Here is a 22,472-nt window from a genome sequence, read left to right on the forward strand (position 1 = left end):
TCGCCGCCGGCGTCGCCATCGTCGGTGCCTTGGTCGCACTCTCGGCCTTCCTCCCGAAGGTCCGGGCGCGGCAGGCGGACCACGACGCGGAGGCCTCCGACCAGCGGTGCCCGCAGCGCTCGGCGACCGCGACCGCCTCCCGCAGCGCGTCCCGCGCCGCTTCGGGACGGTTCGTGAACCGCAGGATCATGCCCTCGATCATCAACGCCTCCGCCAACTGCCACGGCCTGGCGTCCGCGCGGGCGGAGGCGACAGCGCCGGAGGCGGCGGCGGCCGTCTCGGGTGTGGGCTCGGCGATCGCGCGCATGTAGGTGGTCCACGAACGCATCCACGCCGCGGTGTCGAGATCACCCGCCGCGGCCGCCGTCCGCTCGGCCTGTGCGGTGGCCGCCGCGCCGCGGAGCGGATCGCCGGAGAGATAGCGCAGACCGCCCAGCCCGCCGAGGGCAAGGGACAGGGTTCCGGGTTCGACCCCGTGCCCGGATGCTTCCCTCGCATCGAGTGCGCCGGTGATGGCCACGATGCCCTCCGCGATGAACCCGCGCCGATACCAGAACCAGTGCAGGGCCGCGGCCAGCCGCAGCACGTACCCGGGGTCGCCGACCGCGAACGCGGACGCGATGGCGGCACGGTGTTCGGCGACATCGGCGCCGAGTGAATCCAGTAGCGCCGCCGCGCGCGCGTCCCGCAGATGCACCGCGGCGCCCTCCGCCCGCTCCAGCACGCAGCGGCGGTGCGCCGCGCGCACCCGCTCCAGCTCCTCGGCTTCGCAACGGGCCAGGGCGAATTCGCGAATGCTCTGCAGCATGCGGTAGCGGCGCGGCGACGACGCGGGCCGCACCCGCAGCAGCGACCGGCGCACCAGACCGGTCAGCGGTTCCAGCACGGCCATCGAATTCGACGCGCCGTGCACGGCCGCGGCGGCGTCGATGTCGAAGCTCCCCGCGAAGACCGCGATATCGCGCAGCAGCCGCGCTTCGGCGGGGTCGAGCAGCCGGTAGCTCCAGTCGATGGTGTCGGCGAGGCGGCGCTGGCGGGCGGGTGCGGTGCGGGCGCCGCCGGCGAGCAGCGTGAACCGGTCCGCCAGACCGTCGGCGATCTGCTGTTCGGACAGCACCCGCAATTGCGCGGCGGCCAATTCCACGGCGAGCGGGATACCGTCGAGATCCGCGCAGATCCGCCGGACCGGCTCGCGCACCGACTCGTCCAGCGACCAGCCCGCCACCACGCCCGCGGCCCGCGCGGCGAACAACTCGACGGCGTCGGACTCGTCCAGCGGGGGAACCTCGAAGACGTGCTCGCCGTCGACCGCGAGCGGTTCGCGGCTGGTGGCGATGACCCGAACAGCGGGGCAGCGGATCAGCAGCGTGTGAACCACGTGGGCGACCCCGTCGAGGACGTGTTCGCAATTGTCCAGCAGCAGTGTGCATTCCCGGTTCGCGACGATGTCGGCGAGCCGTTCGGGGGTGCCGGCGCCGATGACCTGCAGCGCCTCGGCGACGGTCGCCGCGACCAGCTCGTCGGATTCGACCGGGGCCAGATCGACCCACCACGGCTCGCCTCCGGAGCCCGCCGTCCGAGGCAGGCGGCGGCACGTCTCGACGGCCAGCCGGGTCTTGCCGACCCCGCCGGTTCCGACCAAGGTCACCAGCCGGGTGGCGCGCAGGGCGCGGCCGATATCGTCGAGTTCGGCCGTGCGGCCGATCAATTGGGTCCGCGGCACCGGCATGGGGCAGATCGGCGCGGTCTCGGTCACGGTGATCCGGGCGGGGGCCTGCGGTCCGCGCAGCAGCTCCTCGTCGTGGCGCAGGATGGCGGTCTCGAGCTCACGCAGCCGGATTCCGGGTTCGATGCCCAGTTCGGTGTCGAGCCGGTCGCGGATGTCGCGCAGCGCGGCCAGCGCGTCGGATTGGCGTCCGGCCCGGTAGCGGGCCAGCGCGGTCAGCTCCCAGACGCGTTCGTCGAGCGGATGCGCCACCGCCAAAGCCTCCGCGTCGAGCAGCGCGGTCTCGGCGTGACCGGTCTCGAGGCGCAACTCCACCAGTGCTTTTCGTGCCCTGAGCTCGAGCGCGGTGAGTCGCGCGATCTCCGGCCGGACGAAATCGGCGTCGGCGATATCGGCGTACGGCGCGCCTCGCCACTCGTTCAACGCCGTCTCGTAGGCGCGCAGCGCCGTCACGGAATCACCTGTGGTGCGGGCCGATTCGGCCGCCGCGAGGTGGCTGGTGAAACGGTGGGCGTCGATCCGGTCGGCGGCCAGGTCCAACCGGTAGCTGGTGGCGTTGCGGATGATCACGCCCGCGGCGCCGCGCCGGCGGTCGGGCTCGAGCCGGTCGCGCAGCTTCGAGATCCCGAAATGCAGCGAACTCACCGACGGTAGGGCGGCGTCGTGCCACACCTGCTCGAGCAGCCGATCCGCCGACACCTCGCGCGGAAAGGCGGCGATCAATGCGGCCAGCAAACTCCGTTGCCGCAGCCCGCCCAGATCGACCGGCCGGCCCTCGACCGTGGCCGCAAGCCCGCCCAGGACGTGTAAACGCACCGTCGGCCGCGCACCGTTCGGCTCGCCATCACCCGGCAGATCACCCACGAATCACCTCACTAGCTCTCACTCGGCAATCTATCGCTGTGAGCACCGTGAAGCGCATCAGTGTCCCGTGTCGTGGCGCGGGAACCATTCAGTAGTGGGCGTTGAGGTATTCCGCCGCGTGGGTCGTCCACAACACGTTCGTGCCCGGCATATTGTGGCCGGAGTAGCGGACGTGCTCGCCGTCCGGCCAGGGCGTCAGGTAGCCGAGCAGACCGCGCACCGCGGTGGTGTAGCGGTCCAGGTTGGCGATCGGGTTCTGGAGCAGGAAGTCCAGCAGCTCGTGGAACAGCATCGGGGTCAGGTTGCCGATGCGCGCGCCCTCGACCAGGGAGAAGGGGGAGATGGCGGTGTCGATGGCGCGCAGCGGCGAATCGCCGGGGGAGGAGGTGATGATGTCGTTGGGGTTGGCGTACTCACGCACGTCCAGGCCCAGCGGCCAGGCCCCGCGCTGACCGTGCAGGCCGTAGGTGTCCGGCGGGCACAGGTCGCCGACCGACTCTCCCTTGCGGCGCATCGGATTGGCGATGTTCACCGCGAACGCGATCTCCAGCGGCGAGCCGTCGACATTGGTGTAGACCCCCGCCCGCACGCCCTGCAGGATCGTACTGGCCACGATCCCGCCGAGCGAATAGCTCAGCACGCCGCACACATTCGGCGAATCCTGGATGGCCTTGACCCCGGCCGCGACCCCGAGCCGCACCGAGGTGTTCAGTGAGGAGCCCCAGGTACTGGGCACCGGGCCGATCTCGGCGGGCCAGTCCGGTTCGAACGCGCTGAACTTGCTCGTGACCAGCAGTTTGGCGACATCGTGCAGCATGCCCGCCGGTGTCCCGTCCGAATTGCGCTGCTCCCCGGTGCCGCGCAGGGTGATGATGTCGATCATGGCGTTCCCCTCGATGCGCCGAGCCTTTCGGCGCGGATTCGACGCTAGCCGCGTGCTACCAGCTGATCGCGAGTAGTCGGCTACCCGTTTACAGCGGTGTCGGCGGTCCGGGCATGCGGGGACGCCGCGCGTCGGCCGGGGAGGCCAGGGTGTCGGCGGAAACGACGAACGGCGGGCCCGGATCGACCGATCCGGGCCCGCCGTCCGGGCGAACTAGCGCGGCAGGTCCGCCGCGGCGCTCTGGTCCAGCAGCCAGGTGGTGGACTCGGTGCCGACCGCGCCCGCCGCCGGGATGTCGAGCGGCGACGCGCCGTTGAGGGCGGCGGCCACCGCGGCCGCCTTGGCCTCACCGGACACGATCAGCATGACGTGGCGCGACTTGCGGATCGCGGGCAGCGTCAGCGTGATGCGCACCGCCGGCGGCTTGGGCGAATTGGTCTCGGCCACAACCAGTTCGTGTTCCTCGCGGGTGGCGTCGGTGTGCGGGAACAGCGAGTTGATGTGCCCTTCCCCGCCCATGCCGAGCAGGTGCAGGTCGAACGCGCCGTGCTCGGCCAGGTGGGCGTGCACGGTGGCCGAGTACTCGCCCGCCGCCTCCAGCGGGTCCGGATAGTCGCCGCTCGAGGTCTCGGTCGGGTGCACCCGGGCCGGGTCGACCGGGACGTGGTCGAGCAGGGCGTGGCGGGCCTGGAGCTCATTGCGCTCCGGATCGCCGGTGGGCACGAAACGCTCGTCGCCCCAGAAGATGTCGAGCTTGCCCCAGTCGATGTCGCCGGGCGCCTTGCGCACCAGCTCCAGGAGCGCGATGCCGGTGCCGCCGCCGGTCAGGGCCACCGAGGCGGAGCCGCGCAGGCGCTGCGCCTCCACCACCTGCGCGACGAAGCGGGCGGCCGCCGCGGCCACCAGATCGTCGACGGTGGTGAATGTTTCCGTGACGGCGGGCTTACTCATAGGTCACCCTTTCGATTCCGGTGAGGGCCTCGGCGTAGATGTCGTCGGCGTCGAGGTGACGCAGTTCCTCGGCCAGGCAGTCCTTGGTCTCGCGCCGCGCCAGCGCGAAACGCTGGTCGGGTTCGCCGGTGCGGGACAGGGTCGCGGTGCGGCCGTGCTGCGGGCGTGAAATGGCGATCGACACCGAGGGCCGGCGCATCTCCACCTTCAGCTCGCCGGTGCGCCGCACCACCGGGCAGTCCAGGCGCGCGGCCAGCCAGCCCGCCAGCATGTCCAGCGCCGGCTCCTCCTTCAGGCCCGAAATCGTCACCGACTCAACGGTTTCGAACGGGGCCTCGTCCAGCGCCGCCGCCAGCAGCGCCCGCCAATAGGTGACCCGGCTCCACGCCAGATCGGTGTCCCCGGCCGCGTAGGAGTCGCGGCGGCCCTTGATGGTGGCCTGCGGATCGGCGGCGAAGGTGGCGTCGGTGATGCGGCGCGTGGCCAGACGGCCCACCGAATCCTTGGACGGGAACTCCGGCGCGCCCCGCGGCCACCACGCCACCACGGGGGTGTCGGGCAGCAGGAACGGGATCACCACGCTGGCCTCGTGCGGCACCAGCTCGCCCTGCAGCCGCAGCACGATCACCTCGGCCGCCCCGGCGTCGCCGCCGACCCGGATCTGCGCGTCCAGGCGGGTTTCGGCCATGCGGTCGCCGCGGGCCAGCACGATCACCCGGCAGGGGTGCTCGCGGCTGGCGTCGTTGGCGGCGTCGATGGCGTCCTCGGCCTCGGAGCTGTCGAGGGTGCACACCACCAGGGTGAGTACCCGGCCCATGGTGACCACGCCGTTGGATTCCCGCAGCTGCACAAGGCGTTTCGACACCTCGCGGGTATCGGTGTCGGGCATGTCGATGATCATCGGGCGGGCTCCTGGGTGGGTGTGATCACGGCCGCCGCCATTCCCGCCCGCTGCGCGCGAGCATCTCGTCGGCGGATTCCGGACCCCAGCCGCCCGCCTCGTACGGGTCGGGTTTACCGGTCGCGGCCCAGTGTTCGAGCGCGGGATCGAGGATGCGCCAGGACAATTCGACCTCCTCGTTGACCGGGAACAGCGACGGCACCCCGAGCAGCACATCCAGGATGAGGCGCTCGTAGGCCTCGGGGGAGTCCTCGGTGAACGCCTCGCCGTAGCTGAAGTCCATGTTCACGTCGCGCACCTCCATCGACGACCCGGGCACCTTGGACCCGAATCGCATGGTGATGCCCTCGTCCGGCTGCACCCGGATGACCAGCGCGTTCTGCCCGAGTTCCTCGGTCATGGTCTGGTCGAACGGCAGGTGCGGGGCGCGCTTGAACACGACCGCGATCTCGGTGACGCGGCGGCCCAGGCGCTTGCCGGTGCGCAGATAGAACGGCACGCCCGCCCAGCGCCGGGTCGCCACCGACAGGGTGATGGCGGCGTAGGTCTCGGTGCGGGAGTTGGGGTCGAAGCCCTCCTCCTGCAGCAGGCCCACCACCGGCTCACTGCCCTGCCAGCCCGCCGTGTACTGGCCGCGCGCGGTCGTCTCGTCCAGCGGCGCAACGAGTTTCGTGGCCGAGAGCACCTTGATCTTCTCGATCTGCAACTGCTTGGGCTGGAAGCTCACGGGCTCTTCCATGGCCGTGAGCGCCAGCAGCTGCAGCAGGTGATTCTGGATGACGTCGCGGGCCGCGCCGATGCCGTCGTAGTACCCCGCGCGACCACCCAGGCCGATGTCCTCGGCCATGGTGATCTGCACGTGGTCCACATAGTTGGCGTTCCAGATCGGATCCCACAACTGGTTGGCGAAGCGCAGCGCCAGAATGTTCTGGACCGTCTCCTTGCCCAGGTAGTGGTCGATGCGGAACACCGACCGCTCCGGGAACACCGTGTTCACCAGCGCGTTGAGTTCCTGCGCGCTATCGAGGTCGTGCCCGAACGGCTTCTCGATCACCACTCGCCGCCACGGATCCGGTTGTCCCGCAGGGGAATCGGTCGGTTTGGCCAGCCCGTTCTTGGACAGCTGTTCCAGCACGATGGGGAAGTCGCTGGGCGGGATCGACAGGTAGAAGGCGGTATTGCCGCCGGTCCCGCGATCCCGGTCCAGATCCTTGAGGGTGGTGGCCAGCTTGTGGAAGGCCGCGTCGTCCTCGAACGTGCCGCGGACGAAACGCAGACCCTCCTTGAGCTGCTGCCACACCTCCTCACGGAAGGGGGTGCGCGCCGAGGACGACACCGACTCGTGAACCAGGTTCGCGAAGTCCTCGTCGGTCCAGTCCCGGCGGGCGAAGCCGATCAGCGAGAAGCCCGGGGGCAGCAGCCCCCGGTTCGCCAGATCGTAGATGGCCGGCAGCACTTTGCGCCGCGACAGGTCACCGGTAACACCGAATATCACCACGTTGCACGGTCCGGCGATGCGGGGTACCCGGCTGTCGCGATCATCGCGCAGCGGGTTGGGCATCGCGACCGTCGTCGCCGCGCGTGCCACGGTCAGTTGCCCCCTGCGACCTGCAGCTTTTCGGTGGTGGCGACGAGCAGCTCCTGCCAGGACGCGACGAACTTGTCGACGCCCTCGGTCTCGAGCACACCGAAGACGTCGTCCAGGTCGATGCCCACCGCGACCAGCTGGTCGAAGACCGCCCGCGCCTGCTCCGCCTTGCCGACGGCCGCGTTCGGCACGATCACGCCGTGGTCGGCGACGGCCTCGAGGGTCTTCTCCGGCAGCGTGTTGACCGTGTCGGGGGCGACCAGTTCGGTGACGTACATGGTGTCGGAGTACTCGGGGTTCTTCACACCGGTCGAGGCCCACAGCGCGCGCTGCTTGTTGCCGCCCGAGGACGCCAGCTTGTTGAACACGTCGGTGTGCGCGCCGCCGTCGAAGATGTCCTGGTAGGCGGCATAGGCCAAGTGCGCGTTGGCGATTCCGGCCTTGCCGCGCAGCGCCAGCGCCTCCGGGGTGCCGATGGCCTCGAGGCGCTTGTCGATCTCGGTATCCACGCGGGACACGAAGAACGAGGCGACCGACTGGATCTTGGCGATGTCGTGCCCGGCGGTGTTGGCGTTGCGCAGACCGTCGAGGTAGGCGCCCATCACCGCGATGTAGCGCTGCACCGAGAAGATCAGCGTCACGTTCACGCTGATGCCCTCGGCGATCACCCGGGTGATGGCCGGCAGGCCGGCCTCGGTGGCCGGGATCTTGATGAACAGGTTGGGCCGGTCCACGATCTTCCACAGCTCGATGGCCTGGGCCACCGTGCCGTCGGTGTCGAACGCCAGGCGCGGGTCGACCTCGATGGAGACCCGGCCGTCGACGCCCTGGGACGCGGCGAAGACATCGGCGAACACATCGCAGGCCGCGCGCACGTCATCGGTGGTGATGGTGCGGATGGCCGAGTCGACGTCCGCGCCGCGCGCGGCGAGCTCGGTGACCTGCTCGTCGTAGGCGTGGCCCTGCGACAGCGCGCCCTGGAAAATGGTCGGGTTGGTGGTGACGCCGACGACATTGCGCGAGTCGATCAGTCCCTGGAGGTTTCCGGACTTGATGCGATCGCGCGACAGGTCGTCCAGCCACACCGAAACCCCGGCGGCCGACAGGGCCGCGGTGTTCGTGTTCTGGGTCATGACAACTATCCCTTCACCTTGGCAAGCGAGCGGGTGGCAGCGGCGACCACGGCATCGGCGGTGATGCCGAACTCGCGGAACAGCGTCTTGAAGTCGGCCGAGGCACCGAAGTGCTCGATGGAGACGTTCTCACCGGCGTCACCGGTGAAACGGTGCCACGGCATCGCGATGCCGGCTTCCACCGTGACGCGGGCCCGCACCGACGGCGGCAGCACCTCGTCGCGGTAGGACTGCTCCTGCGCGTCGAACCACTCCACACACGGCATGGACACCACGCGGGTGCCGATGCCCTGTGCCTCGAGCGTAGCGCGCGCCTCGACCGCGAGCTGCAGTTCCGAACCGGTGGCGATCAGGATTACCTGCGGTGTGCCGGTGGAGGATTCGGCCAGGATGTAGCCGCCCTTGCGGACGCCCTCGTAGCTGGTGCCCTCCTGGATCGGCAGGTCCTGACGGGTCAACGCCAGCGCGGACGGGCCGTCCTGGTGCGGGGTGTCGGAGACCAGGAAGTGCGAATGCCGTTCGGAGCTATCGCGTTCCAGGATGGTGCGCCACGCGTAGGTGGTCTCGTTGGCGTCGCCGGGGCGGACCACGTTCAGGCCCGGGATCGCGCGCAGCGCGGCCAGGTGCTCGATCGGCTGGTGGGTCGGGCCGTCCTCGCCGAGGCCGATGGAGTCGTGGGTCCACACGTAGGTGACCGGGGTGCGCATGAGCGCGCCCAGGCGCACCGCGGGACGCATGTAGTCGGAGAACACCAGGAAGGTGCCGCCGTACGGACGGGTCGGTCCGTGCAGCGCGATGCCGTTGAGGATCGAGCCCATGGCGTGCTCACGCACACCGAAGTGCAGGGTGCGGCCGTACGGGTTGGCCTTCCAGGTGCCGGTGGAGATGGACTCCGGGCCGAAGGACGGCACACCCGGCATGGTGGTGTTGTTGGACTCCGCGAGGTCGGCCGAACCGCCCCACAGCTCCGGCAGCACCGGCGCAAGCGCCGCGAGCACCTTGCCCGAGGCCTTACGGGTGGCCATGCCCTTGGGGTCGGCCTCGTAGGTCGGCAGGTTCTCGGTCCAGCCGGCCGGTAGCGCGCGCTCCTGCAGGCGGTCGAACAGGGCCTTGTTCTCCGGGTTGGCGGCGGCCCAGGCGTCGAACTGCTCCTGCCAGGCGGCGCGGATGGCCTTGGCGCGCTCGGCGACATTGCCGCGCGAGTGCGCGATCACCGCGGCGTCCACGTCGAAGCTCTTCTCCGGGTCGAAGCCCAGGATCTTCTTGGTGGCCGCGACCTCGTCCGCGCCCAGGGCGGCACCGTGCGAGGCGCCGGTGTTCATCTTGTTCGGGGCCGGGTAGCCGATGATGGTGCGCAGCAGGATGATCGACGGCTTGTCGGTCACGGCCTGCGCGGCGGCGATGGCGGCCTCGATGGCGGTGACGTTCTCGCCGCCCTCGACGGTCTGCACGTGCCAGCCGTAGGCCGCGTAGCGCGCGGCGGTGTCCTCGGTGAAGGCGATGCGGGTGTCGTCCTCGATGGAGATCTCGTTGTCGTCGTAGAAGACGATCAGGTTGCCCAGCTGCTGGGTGCCCGCCAGCGAGGACGCCTCGGAGGTGACGCCCTCCTCCATGTCACCGTCGGAGGCGACGACATAGATGAAGTGATCGAACGCACTCTCGCCCTGCGCCGCTTCGGGATCGAACAGGCCGCGCTCACGCCGCGACGCCATCGCCATGCCCACCGCCGAGGCCAGACCCTGACCCAGCGGGCCGGTGGTGATCTCGACGTGATCGGTGTGCCGGTACTCCGGGTGACCCGGGGTCAGCGAACCCCACTTGCGCAGGTGCTCGAGGTCGGTCAGCTCGAGACCCATGCCCGCCAGATACAGCTGGATGTAGAGGGTGAGGCTGGAATGGCCGCAGGACAGGACGAAACGGTCACGACCCACCCAGGCCGGATCCGCCGGATCCAGGCGCATCACGCGCTGGAACAGGGTGTAGGCCAGCGGGGCGAGGCTCATCGCGGTGCCCGGATGGCCGTTGCCGGCGTTCTGGACCGCATCGGCGGCGAGGACCCGGGCCGTGTCGACGGCTCTGGTGTCCAGATCGGTCCAGTCGGTGGGGTGGTTCGGCTGAGTGAGCGCGCGGATGTCGTCTGTGACTGACACGACCGAGGTTCTCCTGACCTATTCGTCAACGATGCGGTTGTGGGCGGCGGCGGGAATCGCTGCGTTCGATCCGGGTGCGACGCGGCCGCACCGATCTACAACCACCCTAAAGGGCGGCGTTTCGTGGTCATAAGGGAACCCGCAATCACTTGCCGCCGTGTCGTAGGTTCGTGGCGTTTCGCGGACCTGTTCGTGACTGCCCGGGGCACGCGTCGCGAACCGGTCTCGGTGCGCGTCGGGGTGGACCTGGTCGGGAGCATGGTCGCCGTGGGTCTACCATGCTCTGTAGTAGTGGCCGCGCCGCACCGTGTCCGGATTCCGCACCGGACCCGGGTCTGGATCGCGCACCACTAATCCAGACCGATCGGATAATGCGCGGCGTGCGAGGAGAAACAGTGGGGATTGGGCAACAGCCGGGTGGCGCTCACGGCTCCTCCGGGGCGGTGCTCGCCGACCGGGTGACGGGCAGTGGCCCGATCTCGGCGGCGACCAGGCGCGTGCTCGCCTACATCGCGCTCACCAAGCCCCGGGTCATCGAATTGCTGCTCGTCGCAACGATTCCCACCATGCTGCTGGCCGACCGCGGCACCGTCGACATCCGCCTCATCCTGGTCACCCTGTTCGGCGGCTGGATGGGCGCGGCCAGCGCCAACACCCTCAACTGTGTCGCCGACGCCGACATCGACAAGGTGATGAAGCGGACCTCCAAGCGTCCGCTGGCCCGCGAGGCGGTACCCACCCGCAACGCCTTCGTCTTCGGCGTCACCCTCGGCCTGGCGTCGTTCGCCTGGCTGTGGTGGCAGGCCAACCTGCTCTCCGGCGCGCTGGTCGTGGCGACCATCCTGTTCTACGTCTTCGTCTACACCCTCGGCCTCAAGCGCCGCACCTCGCAGAACGTGGTGTGGGGCGGCGCGGCGGGCTGTATGCCCGCCCTGGTCGGCTGGTCCGCGGTCACCGGGAACATCGGCTGGCCCGCCGTCGTGCTGTTCCTGGTCATCTTCTTCTGGACGCCGCCGCACACCTGGGCGCTGGCCATGCGGTACAAGGAGGACTACAAGGCCGCGGGCGTCCCGATGCTCCCGGTCGTGGCCACCGAGCAGACCGTCACCCGGCAGATCGTGCTCTACACCTGGGCGACCGTGCTGGCCACCTTCGCCCTGGTCCCCGCGGCGGGCGTGATCTACGCCGCGACCGCGCTGGTCGCCGGCGCGTGGTTCCTGCTGATGGCCCACCAGCTGTACTCCGGCGTCCGCAAGGGCGAATCCGTCAAGCCCCTGCGACTGTTCCTGCAGTCCAACAACTATCTGGCCGTCGTGTTCTGCGGTCTCGCCGTGGACTCCGTGCTGGGCTGGAACACCCTCGGCCACACCCTCTTCGGCTGGTCCTGACCCCGGCGCCGGGCACCCGCGGTGTGATCTGACACCGAGCCGCTGGGCCGGGCGCACTCGCCGCTCTCTACAGTCGGCAGGGTGGACTTGCGGCAGCTCGAGTACTTCCTGGCGGTCGTCGACAGCGGAAGCGTGACCCGGGCGGCGGCTCAGCTGCGGGTTGCGCAGCCGTCCTTGTCACAGGCGGTGCGCAAGCTGGAGAAGGATCTGGGCGCGCCACTGTTCCACCGCGTCGGACGGGGGCTGGTGCTCTCGCCGGTGGGGGAGGCGCTGGTCGGTCCGGCCCGGGCGATTCTGCGGCAGGTCGAGCAGGCGGAGAGCTTGGTCCGAGACGTGGCCGCCGCCCGCCAGGGGCGAATCGACATCGCGTCGCTGTCGGATCTGTCGGCGGATCCATTGTCCTTGTGGGTGGCCAAGTTTCGTCGCAGCCATCCGGATGTGCGCATCCATGTCGAGGAGCGGGACGAGACCGCCGATGTCGTTGCGCTGGTCAAATCGGGCGCCTGCGAATTGGGATTCCTCTCCGCGCCGATGCCGGCGGGCACCGTGACCGGAGAAGTGCTGATCGACCAGCATTTCGTCCTGGTCTGCCCGCCCGGGGACGACCGGGACCTGCCCGATCCGGTGCCGATCGCCGCGCTGTCGGGCCTGCCGCTGGTGCTCGGCGAACGCGGCACCGAGACACGCGACTTCATCGAGAACACGCTCCGCGCGCACGGCGTGGAACCCGATATCGCCGTCCGGGTGCAGCAGCGCGGCGCGGTGCTGCCGATCGTGCTGGGTGGTGGCGGCTACAGCATCGTCACCCTGCGCAGTGCTCTGGTCGCGCTCCCGCGTGGCGGTGCGGTGCGCGTGATCGAGCCGCGGGTCACCCGTGAGATGGGGGTGATCGCCCGCGTCGGCCCGATCAGTCGGATCGCGACCGAATTCGTGGCCGTCGCCCGCGCCTCGGTCGCGGAATTCGCTGACCTGGTGAACCGCCACGTCGCGGCCGGGCTGTCGCTCGTCGGCGCCGCGGAGGCGGCGCGCGACGACAGCCATCGGCTCCTGGGCGGGTAGTCCGCCCGCTCTCACCCCTACCTATAGGCAAAAGCAGTCATAGACCCAGGTTTTTCGTCTTTGACTGTATGAAACCTGAGCGGTGGAATGTGTAACAGCTCACTCGACAAGCCCGGCTCGGGCTGGATCACAGCAATTCTCGTTGTGTTTCGGAGATTCGATCGGCGTGCCCCCTTGCAGCCGGATGTGAGCTCTATGCCAATCCTCTGAAGGGTTTTCATGTCGGATACGAAGATCGCACCGGAGGCGTCGCAAACGGCGTCCGACCGGGCGCCGAGCATGCGGCGGGCGTGGATCATCACCGGTCTGCTCGTTGTTTTCATGCTGATCAATAACGCCGATAAATCCGTGATCGCATTCGCGGGCGTGCAGATTCAAAAGGACCTCGGTCTCAGCGCGCAGCAATTCGGTCTCGTGCAGAGCGGATTCTTCTGGCTGTTCGCCGTGGGCGCGTTGTTCTTCGGGGCGCTCGCGTCGCGGGTGAATCTGCGCTGGTTGCTGGCCGGTCTGGTGCTGGTGTGGGTCGTCACCATGGTCCCGCTGCTCGGGCCGATCGGATTCGGCACGTTCCTGATCTGCCGCGTCGTTCTCGGTTTCGCCGAGGGGCCGGCCTTCGCGCTGGCGAATCACGCGGTGCACTCGTGGTTTCCGCCGGAGAAGCGGGCCACGCCGAGTTCCATGGTGAGCGCCGGCGCGTCCATCGGAACCCTGATCGCCGCACCGGTGCTGACCTGGATCATCGCGCGCTGGAATTGGCACGCCGCCTTCTACCTCCTGATTCCGCTGGGCATCGTGTGGGCGGTGGCCTGGATGGTGCTGGGCCGGCGCTCGGGCGAGGCGCCGACCGGCGCCGGTCCGGCCGCGGCGGGTGACACCGTCGACGCCCCGTACCGGGTGATCGTGCGGACCGGAACGGTGCTCGGCGTCGCCTTGCTGATGTTCTGTTCGTACTGGTCGACCACGCTCAAAGTCACCTGGCTGCCGGTGTATCTGGAGGCCGGGCTGGGCTACGACAAGATCACCGTCGGTCGCCTCGTGATGATTCCCTACGCCATCGCCGCGGTCGGGGCGATCGCCGCGGGCTGGCTGTCGGGCCGGTTGCTGGCTCGGGGCGTCTCCCGCAAGGTCGCCCGGGGCTACCTGTGCGCCGGATTGATCGCCGGTTCGGGCGTCGCGATGGCGGGATTCACCGTCATCGACCACGGGTGGCCGCAGATCGTGCTGGTGTCACTCGCCTTCTCGCTCAATACCGCCGCCTATGGCGTCGCGCTCTCGGCGGTCGCCGACGTCGTGCACGCCAAGAAGCGCGGCATGGTGCTGGGCGGGCTCAGCGCCCTGGCGAGTATCTCCGGAATGATCGCGCCCCTCGTGCTCGGTTTCGCTGTCGGCAATGCCCCGGACACGACGGCCGGATACGGATTCGGATTCCTGGTCAGCGGAATCCTGCTGATCGCCGGCAGCGCGATCGCCGTCTTCATGGTCAACCCGGATCGCGACATCGTTCGCGTTCGCAATCGGATCGAGGAAACAGTATGACCGGCAAGCCCTTACAGGACGTTCGTGTCGTGGATTTCGGGCAGTTCATCGCGGCGCCCGCCACCGCGCAGCTCCTCGCCGATCTCGGCGCCGAGGTCATCAAGGTGGAGCCGGTGCACGGCGAGTCCGCTCGCGGTATCGGTCCGCACGGCCAGGCGATGATCGACAACTACAACCGCGGCAAGCGGGCCATCGCGGTGGATCTGAAAGACCCACGCGGACAGCGCATCGCACGCGAACTGATCGCGCAGGCCGATATCGTCGTGCAGAATCTGCGCCCCGGCGTGATGGAGTCGTTCGGTCTGGGCGCGGAGCAGGTCCTGGCCGAGCATCCGCGAATGGTGTACGCCACGGTGAGCGGATTCGGGCTGCACGGTCCGTCGAAATTCCGTGCGGGACTGGATATCGCCGCGCAGGCGGAGAGCGGTCTGATGTGGGTCACCGGTGAGGCCGGTCGCGAGCCGCAGAAGGTCGGCGCCCAGATCATCGACGCCGCGACGGCTTACGTCTGCGCCCAGGCGATCCTGGCCGCGTATGTCCGCCGCCTGCGGACCGGGGCCGGTGACACGGTGGAGGTTTCGCTGCTCGAGGTGGCCATTCATCTGCAGACGCCCAACTGGGGCGCGTACCTGCGGACCGGCACCACCCCCGAGCGCATGGGCAATGGCCAGCCGACGGTGGCACCGGCCGCCGACGTCATGACCACCACCGACGGCAATATCGTGGTGTCGGCCTACTCCCAGCCGCATTTCCGCCGCCTGTGCGATCTGCTCGGCCGTCCCGAACTCGCCCAGGACCCGCGTTTCGCGGACAACGGGTCCCGCGTGCGCAACCGCGCGGCGCTGCTGACCGAACTGCGTGCCGCGTTCACCACCATGACCAGCGACGAGGCCATGGCATTGCTGACCACCAATGGCGTGGTCGCGGGCCGAATCAATACCTACCCGGAGGCGTTGGACAGCCCCGACGTCGCCGCCGCCGGACTGTTCATCGAGGTCGAGCGCGCCGACGGCGGCCGGGCCACCGCACTCGGATCGCCGTGGCACCTGGGCAGTGTCGCGGAGCCGGCGGGGGTGGCGAGCCCGGACCTGGGGCAGCACACCACCGAGATCCTCGCCGAGCTCGGCTATGACGCCCTGGCGATCGCGGAATTGTCCGCCATCGGTGTCGTCGCCGCGGCCTAGCTCCGCCTTTTTCCCTCGGGCCGGTTCGGGCCGAAAGCCGAACGAGCCCACGATATTTCATAGAACAGGATTCATTATGCAGCGCGCTGTCTTCAACGACGATCACGAAGCCTTCCGTGATGTGGTCCGGCAGTTCATCGCCAAGGAGATCACCCCGAACCTGCACGACTGGGAGAAGCAGGGCTCGATGCCGCGTGACCTCTATCGGCGTACCGCCGAGATCGGCATCAACGGCCTGCAGATTCCGGAGGAATACGGTGGCGGCGGCATCACCAGTTTCCTGTTCAATACCGTCGTCTACGAGGAGATCGGTTATGCCGCCGCGTCACTCGGCGGATTCCAGGTGCACCTGAACACGGTGCTGCCCTACTTCCTGGAGTACGCGAACGCCGAACAGCGTGAGCGCTGGTTCCCCGGTTTCGCCGACGGCAGCCTGGTCAGCGCGATCGCGATGACCGAGCCGGGGATCGGCTCGGACCTGGCCGGGGTCGCCACGACCGCGTATCGCGACGGCGACGACTTCGTGCTCAACGGCAACAAGACCTTCATCACCGGCGGCATCAACGCCGACCTGGTGATCGTGGTGGCCCGCACCGCCCAGGTCCCCGAGAACCGGCGAAAGGGCTTGTCGCTGCTGGTCGTCGAGGCCGGGATGCCTGGATTCGGCAAGGGCCGCAATCTGGAGAAGATCGGCATGAAATCCAGCGACACCGCGGAACTGAGCTTCGACGATGTGCGGGTGCCGGCCCGCAACCTGCTGGGCGTCGAGGGCGAGGCGTTCGGCATGCTCGGCAACAATCTGCCCCAGGAGCGGCTCTCGATCGCCATCACCGCGCAGGCCACCGCGACCGCCGCGGTCGACTTGGCCATCGATTACGCCAAGCAGCGCAAGATCTTCGGCTCGCCGCTCGCCGGATTCCAGAACACGAAGTTCGTGCTGGCCGAATGCGCGACCGAGTTGCAGGCCGGGCAGGCGCTCATCGATCAGGCGCTGATCGGGCTGGACGCGCGCACCCTGACCCCGGCCGACGCCGCCAAGGTCAAGCTCTTCTGCACCGAGATGCAGGCGCGGGTCATCGACAAATGTCTGCAGCTGCACGGCGGATACGGCTACATGACCGAATACCCGATCGCGCGCCTGTACGCCGATGCCCGTGTCACCCGGATCTTCGGCGGCACCAGCGAGGTCATGAAGAGCGTCATCTCCAAGTCCATGGGCCTGTAAGAGCCGTCCCCACTACGCATCCCGCGAGGAATCCCATGCAGATCGACAACATCAATACCGTCGTGACCGGCGGGGCGTCGGGTCTCGGCCTGGCCACCGCCACCCGGCTGGTCGAGTCCGGCGCCGGCGTCACCATCGTGGACCTGCCCGGGTCCGCCGGTGCGGAACAGGCCGAGAAACTCGGTGCCGCAGCGCGATTCGTGCCCGCCGACGTCACCGACGAGTCAGCCGTCCGGGCTGCCTTCACCGCCGCCGCCGAGCGTGGCCCGGTGCGCGCGGTCGTGCACTGCGCCGGTCGCGGCAAGCCCATGCGCCTGCTGACCAAGGACGGGTCCGCCGCCGACCTCGAACCCTTCGAGTCGGTGATCCGGTTGAACCTCATCGGCACCTTCAATGTGCTGCGGTTCGCGGCCGAGGCGATGGCCGCGAACGAGCCCCTGGAAGGCGACCGCGGCGTCTGCGTGCTCACCGCGTCGGTCGCCGCTTACGAGGGCCAGATCGGTCAGATCAATTACGCCGCCTCCAAGGCCGGGGTGGTGGGCATGACCCTGCCCGCGGCACGCGATTTGTCCAGCAACCAGATTCGGGTCTGCACCATCGCGCCCGGCGTCTTCGCCACGCCGTTGCTGATCAACGCCCGTGCCGATATTCGTGAGCAGCTGGTCTCGGGGATCCCGCATCCGCGCCGGCTGGGCGAGCCCGACGAGTTCGCCCGGCTGGCCGCCCACATCATCGAGAACGGCATGCTCAACGGCGAGACCATCCGGCTCGACGGCGCCATCCGGATGGCGCCGCGATGAGCGCGCCCGATCCCGTGGTCCTGGTCGAGCGGTCGGGACCGGTGCTGGTCATCACCCTGAACCGGCCGCGGGCGCGCAACGCGGTCGACCGGGCCGTCGCCGAGGGCGTGGCCGCGGCGCTCGACCTGCTGGAGACCGACCCCGCACTGCGGGTCGGCGTGATCACCGGAGCCGGTGGATTCTTCTGCGCGGGAATGGATCTCAAGGCCTTCCTGCGCGGCGAGAGCCCGCGCGTCGAGGGGCGCGGATTCGCCGGGCTGGTCGAGGCGCCGCCGGTGAAGCCGCTGATCGCGGCGGTGGACGGACCGGCGCTCGCCGGTGGGTTCGAGATCGCGCTCGCCGCGGACCTGGTGGTGGCGGGCCGCACCGCGATCTTCGGACTGCCCGAGGTCGCGCGTGGGTTGGTGGCCGCGGCGGGTGGACTGCATCGACTGCCGGCCCGCCTGCCCCGGTCGGTTGCGGTGGAGATGATCCTCACCGGCCGGCCCCGCACGGCCGCGGAGCTGCACGCCTTCGGGCTGGTGAACCGGATCGCCGAGGCGGGGCACGTGCTGGAGTGCGCCATCGAGCTCGCCGAAGTCATCGCGGCGAACGGGCCCTTGGCCGTTCAGGTCAGCAAACGGATCATCGGCGAATCGGCGGACTGGCCCGCGGCGGAGTCCTTCGCGCGCACCCGGCGGCTGACCGGACCGGTGTTCGCGTCCGGCGACGCGAAAGAGGGCGCCCGCGCCTTCGCCGAGAAACGCCTCCCGGTCTGGACCGGCAAGTAACCCAACAATTTTCCCCGCAAGGAGTCAGTCGATGCGTGATGCCGTGATCGTCGAAGCGGTCCGCAGTCCCGTGGGCCGTCGCAACGGCCGCCTGAAAGACGTTCACCCGGTCGACCTTTCGGCCGCCGTGATCACCGCGCTCGTCGAGCGTGCCGGGGTCGCCCCGGACCTGGTGGACGACGTCATCTGGGGATGCGTCGGTCAGGTCGGCGAACAGGCCGGAAATATCGCCCGCAACACCGTGCTCGCGGCCGGCTGGCCCGAGACCGTCGCGGGCACGACGATCGAACGGCAGTGCGGATCCAGCCAGCAGGCACTGCATTTCGCGGCCGCCGGGGTCATCTCCGGTCAATACGACCTCGCGGTCGCGGGTGGCGTCGAGTCGATGACGAGGATCCCCATGGGCTCGGCGCGCCGGGTCGGACTCGGCGATCCCAACAGCGAACGGATCCGGCGACGCTACACCGGGATCGAGTTCAACCAGGGCCGCGGCGCCGAAATCCTGGCCGAACGCTACGACCTGAGCCGGGAGTTCCTGGACGAGTACAGCATTCGCTCCCATCAGCGCGCGGCCCGAGCCATCGACGGGGGCCGTTTCGCCGCCGAGATCGCCCCTATCGAACTGCCCGACGGTGAACTGTTCACCACCGACGAGGGCATCCGGCGCGACACCACGCCCGAGGCGCTGGCCGCCCTGAAGCCGGCCTTCGGCGAAGACGGCCGCGTCACGGCGGGCAACGCGTCGCAGATCTCCGACGGCGCGGCGGCGCTGCTGGTGACCACCTCCGAGCGCGCTCACGAACTGGGCTTGCGGCCACTGGCCCGCATCCACACCGCCACCGTCATCGGCGATGACCCCGTCGCCATGCTCGCCGGGCCCATTCCGGCCACCGCCCGCGTGCTCGCCCGCGCCGGATTGAGCCTCGACGACATCGGCTCGTTCGAGGTGAACGAGGCCTTCGCCAGTGTGGTCGGCGCGTGGCTGCGCGCGACCGGGGCGCCCGAGGACCGGGTGAACCCCGACGGTGGCGCCATCGCCATCGGCCACCCCCTCGGCGGCTCGGGCGCGCGGCTGGCGACCACGCTGGTGCACCGGATGCGGGCCGACGGCGTGCGCTACGGGCTGCAGACCATGTGCGAGGGCGGCGGCATGGCCAACGCCACCATCTTCGAAAATCTCTGAGGAGTCCCATGAAAAGGAAGAACACCATCGCGGTCGCCGTGTGCGCGGTGGCGGCCACCGCCTGGACCGCCGGCGTCGTGCAGGCCGATCCCGCTGCGGGCGCCGACCCGAATTCGGTGCATTACGAGATCGGGCGTCAGGCCGACTCGGCCGTACTGTCCACGCCGGACGGGCGTGTGCGGATCGTCGCCGATCAACTGGTGCTCACCGACCGTGCGGACCGGCCGGTCGCGTCGATACCGTTGACCTACCGCCTCGACGACGTCGCCTATCCGATCGCCGCCCACATCGAGGGAAACACCGCGACGCTGACGCCGGATCGGCGCGCCGGGCAACCGGTCACCCCGGTGGCGCGCACGGAAATCCGTACGGTGCGACAGGTCTCGGAGTCCTTCACGCCCCGGGATTCGATGGAACTGGGTGCGTTCAGCCAGCGGGTCGCCATCGGCTCGGGCGTCAGCGCGGTCCTGGGCGCGGTACTCGGCGGCGGTGTCGGCTGTCTGGTCGGCGCGGCCGCGGGCGCGGCGCTGTCGAGCCCGGTGATCGCGTTGCTGGTGCCCTTCGTCGGCGCCACCATCGCGGGCTGTGTCCTCGGTGCGGCGACACTCGGCGCGGTCGGCTCGATGGTCGGGCTGATCACGGTCGGCGGCCCGATCACGCTCTTCTCGGCCTTCCAGTACTTCTCGACGATCCTGACACCCTGCCCGCCCGAGCTCGCGTACTGCAAGGATCCCGCCCAGGCCACCCCGGCCACGAAGTAGGCCCCGCGCGTGAGATGCGCCCGGCCCGGGCGCATCTCGATCCGGCCGGCGGCCACGCCGGTGAATTTTCGGGCGTGCGTGTCGATTCGGCTCGCGGCTGTTCGATGAGAAGGTGAAGGGCGGAACCGCCGCCCCCACACCGAGAGGAACAGCCGCCCGATGATCGAACACATTCTGGCTCTGCCCGACGTCGACCTCGCCTACGACCTGTTGGGGCCCGCGCCGTCGCAGAGCGCGCACCGGCCGCTGCTGATGATCGGCCAGCCGATGACCGCGGCGGGCTTCACCGCGCTGGCGGCGTACTTCCCGGACCGGACCGTCATCACCTATGACCCGCGCGGGCTGGGCCGCAGTGTCCGCAAGGACGGCCGCACCGACAATTCGCCGACCGTGCAGGCCGAGGACGTTCATGCCCTGCTCGGCGCCCTGAAGGTGGGCCCGGTCGACTTGTTCGCCAGCAGCGGCGGCGCGGTCACCGCGCTGGCCCTGGTCACCGCCCACCCCGGCGACGTGACCACCCTCGTCGCCCACGAACCCCCGATCATCAGCGTGCTGCCCGACGCCGAGGCCGCCGCCCGCGCGCAGGCCCAGGTCCGCGACGCCTACCAGGCCAAGGGCTCGTTCGCGGGGATGGCCGCCTTCATCGCCCTCACCTCCTGGCAGGGCGAATTCACCGACGCCTACTTCGCCCAACCCCCGGCGGACCCGGCCATGTTCGGCATGCCCACCGAGGACGACGGCACCCGCGACGACCCGCTGTTGTCCGACGCGTCCTGGGCCATCACCGGTTACGTCCCCGACCCCGCCGGGCTGGCGGCCGCGCCCACCCGCGTCGTCATCGCCGTCGGCGAGGAATCGGCGGGCACCTTCACCGCCCGCACCGCCGAAGCCACCGCCGCCCTGCTCGGCTCGACCCCGGCCGTCTTCCCGAGTCACCACGGCGGCTTCACCGGCCCCGACTCCGGGTATCCGGGTCAGCCCGAGCCGTTCGCGCAGCGGCTGCGCGAGATCCTCGACACGGACCAGGGCTGACCGCCTGACCAGCGCAGACCGGTTCCCGTGGGTGACCGCTGGTCTCGGCTCCGGGTGCTCGGGAGCCCTTCGGCTTTTCGAGCACCCGGAGTCGAACTCCCCTGAGCGGCAAGTTCATCGGCGGTGCGTCTCGGCATCGTCCGGCAATTCGTCTCGTGCGGCTGATCTTCCGCGCGGGGTGAGCGTCTAGGTGAGCTTGGTGAGCCACACGTGCGTGACCGCGGACGTGGCGAGCATCTCGCTGACGCGGTAGCCGGGCAGTGTGCCGAGGTTGTCGAACAGGCGCTCACCCGTGCCGAGGAACGTCGGGACGATCGCCATGTGCAGGTCGTCGATCAATCCGGCGGCGAGGAAGGCGCGCACCGTACTCGCCCCGCCGCCGAGCCGCACATCCTGGCCCTGCGCCGCCTCGAACGCCTGCGCCAGCACCTGCTCGGGCGTACCGGACACGAAATGGAAAGTGGTGCCGCCCTTCATCGGCAGCGCCGGACGCGGGTGATGGGTCATCACGAAGGTGTCGTGGTGATACGGCGGGTTGTCGCCCCACCAGCCGGTCCAGGAGTGGTCGGGCCACTCGCCGCGGACCGGGCCGAACATATTGCGGCCCATGATGGTGGCGCCGATATTGACGTCACCGGCGGCGAGGAAGTCGTTGTCGGGCCCGGGATCGCCGCCGGGCTCACCGATCATGTGGCGGCCGTAGCGGGTGCGGAACACCCAGTCGTGCAGGTGTTGTCCGCCCACGCCGAGGGGCGTGTCGGGACCCTGACCCGGGCCGGCGGCGAAACCGTCGAGGGAGACGGCGTAATTGTGGACGCGGAGTTTCGGCATGACGCGAGCCTCTCGGGTGAAGGGGCGGCGGGTTCCGTCCCTACCCTCTCATCGAACGGCGAACCGCTCGATCGACACGACCGATCGGATCAGCGGCAGGGCTGCAACGGGAAGCAGGCGGGCGGAACCGTCGTCCTGGGCAGCGTCGGATCGACGGAGTGCGCGGAGGTGGGGGAGTCGACGACCGTCGAATGCGACGGTTGCGGCTGCTTGTCCGGCGACTTCTCCGGAGTGTTCCGGCCCGCGCAGGCGATGGCGATCACCAGAATGATCAACGCCAGCAACAGTGCTCCGAGGATCGGCAGATCACGGCGGCGCTTGCGCCCGTCGCCCGTCGGCTGCGGTTCGTTCCACAGCGGGAACCGGTCTCGTTCCTGCTGCTGAGTCGGCACCGACCATTGCGGGGCGGTGGACGGGGCGGGCTCGGGACGCGATTGGGGGCCCGGGCCGATGCCCGGCCGGGGCTGCGGCTGCCCGGCCGGTGGCGGTCCGGGCGGACGTCCGGCC

18 protein-coding genes and 1 pseudogene are annotated in these 22,472 nt (G+C 69.6%); 10 read left to right on the top strand and 9 right to left on the bottom strand.

What is annotated here, in order from left to right:
• The 7 genes from ACWELJ_RS25235 to tkt form a co-directional block, all read right to left on the bottom strand.
• The coding region (locus ACWELJ_RS25235) for a BTAD domain-containing putative transcriptional regulator (RefSeq protein ID WP_452368607.1) at positions 1-2,590 on the bottom strand (2,590 nt) is incomplete at its 3' end.
• Positions 2,591-2,678: 88 nt separating this feature from the next.
• The gene (locus ACWELJ_RS25240) at positions 2,679-3,473 is read right to left on the bottom strand and encodes a hypothetical protein (protein ID WP_452368608.1); all 795 of its coding nucleotides are present in this window, start codon (positions 3,471-3,473) and stop codon (positions 2,679-2,681) included.
• Positions 3,474-3,686: 213 nt separating this feature from the next.
• Complete coding sequence (pgl, locus tag ACWELJ_RS25245) at positions 3,687-4,424, bottom strand: 6-phosphogluconolactonase (protein WP_452368609.1); 738 nt, start codon at positions 4,422-4,424, stop codon at positions 3,687-3,689.
• Positions 4,417-5,325 carry a glucose-6-phosphate dehydrogenase assembly protein OpcA gene (gene opcA / locus ACWELJ_RS25250; protein WP_452368610.1) on the bottom strand — a complete coding sequence of 303 codons (909 nt, stop codon included), beginning with the start codon at positions 5,323-5,325 and terminating at the stop codon, positions 4,417-4,419. Before opcA ends, pgl begins: the two co-directional genes overlap by 8 nt.
• A 25-nt stretch (positions 5,326-5,350) precedes the next feature.
• Positions 5,351-6,886, bottom strand: coding sequence for a glucose-6-phosphate dehydrogenase (gene zwf / locus ACWELJ_RS25255; RefSeq protein WP_452368624.1), 1,536 nt, complete (start codon positions 6,884-6,886; stop codon positions 5,351-5,353).
• Positions 6,887-6,915: 29 nt separating this feature from the next.
• Entirely contained in the window at positions 6,916-8,046 is a 1,131-nt protein-coding gene (gene tal, locus ACWELJ_RS25260; RefSeq protein ID WP_452368611.1) for a transaldolase, read from the bottom strand.
• A gap of 5 nt (positions 8,047-8,051) precedes the next feature.
• On the bottom strand, positions 8,052-10,196 hold the full coding sequence (gene tkt, locus ACWELJ_RS25265) for a transketolase (RefSeq protein WP_452368612.1): 2,145 nt from the start codon (positions 10,194-10,196) through the stop codon (positions 8,052-8,054).
• Positions 10,197-10,567: 371 nt separating this feature from the next.
• Here tkt and ACWELJ_RS25270 point away from each other — a divergent pair, with 371 nt between their 5' ends.
• The 10 genes from ACWELJ_RS25270 (at position 10,568) to ACWELJ_RS25315 (ending at position 21,134) form a co-directional block, all read left to right on the top strand.
• Positions 10,568-11,584, top strand: coding sequence for a heme o synthase (locus ACWELJ_RS25270; RefSeq protein WP_452368613.1), 1,017 nt, complete (start codon positions 10,568-10,570; stop codon positions 11,582-11,584).
• A gap of 81 nt (positions 11,585-11,665) precedes the next feature.
• Complete coding sequence (locus ACWELJ_RS25275; RefSeq protein WP_452368614.1) at positions 11,666-12,643, top strand: LysR family transcriptional regulator; 978 nt, start codon at positions 11,666-11,668, stop codon at positions 12,641-12,643.
• 219 nt (positions 12,644-12,862) lie between these two features.
• The gene (locus ACWELJ_RS25280; RefSeq protein ID WP_452368615.1) at positions 12,863-14,179 is read left to right on the top strand and encodes an MFS transporter; all 1,317 of its coding nucleotides are present in this window, start codon (positions 12,863-12,865) and stop codon (positions 14,177-14,179) included.
• A complete protein-coding gene (locus ACWELJ_RS25285) occupies positions 14,176-15,363 on the top strand; it encodes a CaiB/BaiF CoA transferase family protein (RefSeq protein WP_452368616.1) in 1,188 nt (395 codons plus the stop codon). Before ACWELJ_RS25280 ends, ACWELJ_RS25285 begins: the two co-directional genes overlap by 4 nt.
• 76 nt (positions 15,364-15,439) lie before the next feature.
• Positions 15,440-16,588, top strand: coding sequence for an acyl-CoA dehydrogenase family protein (locus ACWELJ_RS25290; RefSeq protein ID WP_452368617.1), 1,149 nt, complete (start codon positions 15,440-15,442; stop codon positions 16,586-16,588).
• Positions 16,589-16,623: 35 nt separating this feature from the next.
• Positions 16,624-17,388 carry an SDR family NAD(P)-dependent oxidoreductase gene (locus ACWELJ_RS25295; protein ID WP_452368618.1) on the top strand — a complete coding sequence of 255 codons (765 nt, stop codon included), beginning with the start codon at positions 16,624-16,626 and terminating at the stop codon, positions 17,386-17,388.
• Positions 17,385-18,158, top strand: a complete 774-nt coding sequence (locus ACWELJ_RS25300) for a crotonase/enoyl-CoA hydratase family protein (protein ID WP_452368619.1) — start codon at positions 17,385-17,387, stop codon at positions 18,156-18,158. Before ACWELJ_RS25295 ends, ACWELJ_RS25300 begins: the two co-directional genes overlap by 4 nt.
• Before the next feature lie 31 nt (positions 18,159-18,189).
• Positions 18,190-19,341, top strand: coding sequence for a thiolase family protein (locus tag ACWELJ_RS25305; RefSeq protein WP_452368620.1), 1,152 nt, complete (start codon positions 18,190-18,192; stop codon positions 19,339-19,341).
• Between the two features lie 8 nt (positions 19,342-19,349).
• Positions 19,350-20,102, top strand: a complete 753-nt coding sequence (locus tag ACWELJ_RS25310; RefSeq protein WP_452368621.1) for a hypothetical protein — start codon at positions 19,350-19,352, stop codon at positions 20,100-20,102.
• A 159-nt stretch (positions 20,103-20,261) separates the two neighbouring features.
• Positions 20,262-21,134, top strand: coding sequence for an alpha/beta fold hydrolase (locus ACWELJ_RS25315; protein ID WP_452368622.1), 873 nt, complete (start codon positions 20,262-20,264; stop codon positions 21,132-21,134).
• A 186-nt stretch (positions 21,135-21,320) separates the two neighbouring features.
• On the opposite strand, the gene ACWELJ_RS25320 is transcribed toward ACWELJ_RS25315, so the two are convergent.
• Positions 21,321-21,965, bottom strand: coding sequence for a dihydrofolate reductase family protein (locus ACWELJ_RS25320; protein WP_452368623.1), 645 nt, complete (start codon positions 21,963-21,965; stop codon positions 21,321-21,323).
• Between the two features lie 89 nt (positions 21,966-22,054).
• Positions 22,055-22,472: pseudogene (locus ACWELJ_RS25325) on the bottom strand (hypothetical protein); the annotation flags it as partial.

It is taken from the genome of Nocardia sp. NPDC004582, assembly GCF_053602115.1.

What these genes read in the sequence shown, in the direction of transcription:
- ACWELJ_RS25285 (WP_452368616.1), top strand. Translation starts at nt 14,176, where the DNA reads ATGACCGGCAAGCCCTTACAGGACGTTCGTGTCGTGGATTTCGGGCAG.
- pgl (WP_452368609.1), bottom strand. Translation starts at nt 4,424, where the DNA reads ATGAGTAAGCCCGCCGTCACGGAAACATTCACCACCGTCGACGATCTG.
- opcA (WP_452368610.1), bottom strand. Translation starts at nt 5,325, where the DNA reads ATGATCATCGACATGCCCGACACCGATACCCGCGAGGTGTCGAAACGC.
- ACWELJ_RS25290 (WP_452368617.1), top strand. Translation starts at nt 15,440, where the DNA reads ATGCAGCGCGCTGTCTTCAACGACGATCACGAAGCCTTCCGTGATGTG.
- ACWELJ_RS25300 (WP_452368619.1), top strand. Translation starts at nt 17,385, where the DNA reads ATGAGCGCGCCCGATCCCGTGGTCCTGGTCGAGCGGTCGGGACCGGTG.
- tal (WP_452368611.1), bottom strand. Translation starts at nt 8,046, where the DNA reads ATGACCCAGAACACGAACACCGCGGCCCTGTCGGCCGCCGGGGTTTCG.
- ACWELJ_RS25280 (WP_452368615.1), top strand. Translation starts at nt 12,863, where the DNA reads ATGTCGGATACGAAGATCGCACCGGAGGCGTCGCAAACGGCGTCCGAC.
- ACWELJ_RS25315 (WP_452368622.1), top strand. Translation starts at nt 20,262, where the DNA reads ATGATCGAACACATTCTGGCTCTGCCCGACGTCGACCTCGCCTACGAC.
- zwf (WP_452368624.1), bottom strand. Translation starts at nt 6,886, where the DNA reads ATGCCCAACCCGCTGCGCGATGATCGCGACAGCCGGGTACCCCGCATC.
- ACWELJ_RS25240 (WP_452368608.1), bottom strand. Translation starts at nt 3,473, where the DNA reads ATGATCGACATCATCACCCTGCGCGGCACCGGGGAGCAGCGCAATTCG.
- ACWELJ_RS25295 (WP_452368618.1), top strand. Translation starts at nt 16,624, where the DNA reads ATGCAGATCGACAACATCAATACCGTCGTGACCGGCGGGGCGTCGGGT.
- ACWELJ_RS25320 (WP_452368623.1), bottom strand. Translation starts at nt 21,965, where the DNA reads ATGCCGAAACTCCGCGTCCACAATTACGCCGTCTCCCTCGACGGTTTC.
- ACWELJ_RS25305 (WP_452368620.1), top strand. Translation starts at nt 18,190, where the DNA reads ATGCGTGATGCCGTGATCGTCGAAGCGGTCCGCAGTCCCGTGGGCCGT.
- ACWELJ_RS25310 (WP_452368621.1), top strand. Translation starts at nt 19,350, where the DNA reads ATGAAAAGGAAGAACACCATCGCGGTCGCCGTGTGCGCGGTGGCGGCC.
- ACWELJ_RS25270 (WP_452368613.1), top strand. Translation starts at nt 10,568, where the DNA reads ATGCGCGGCGTGCGAGGAGAAACAGTGGGGATTGGGCAACAGCCGGGT.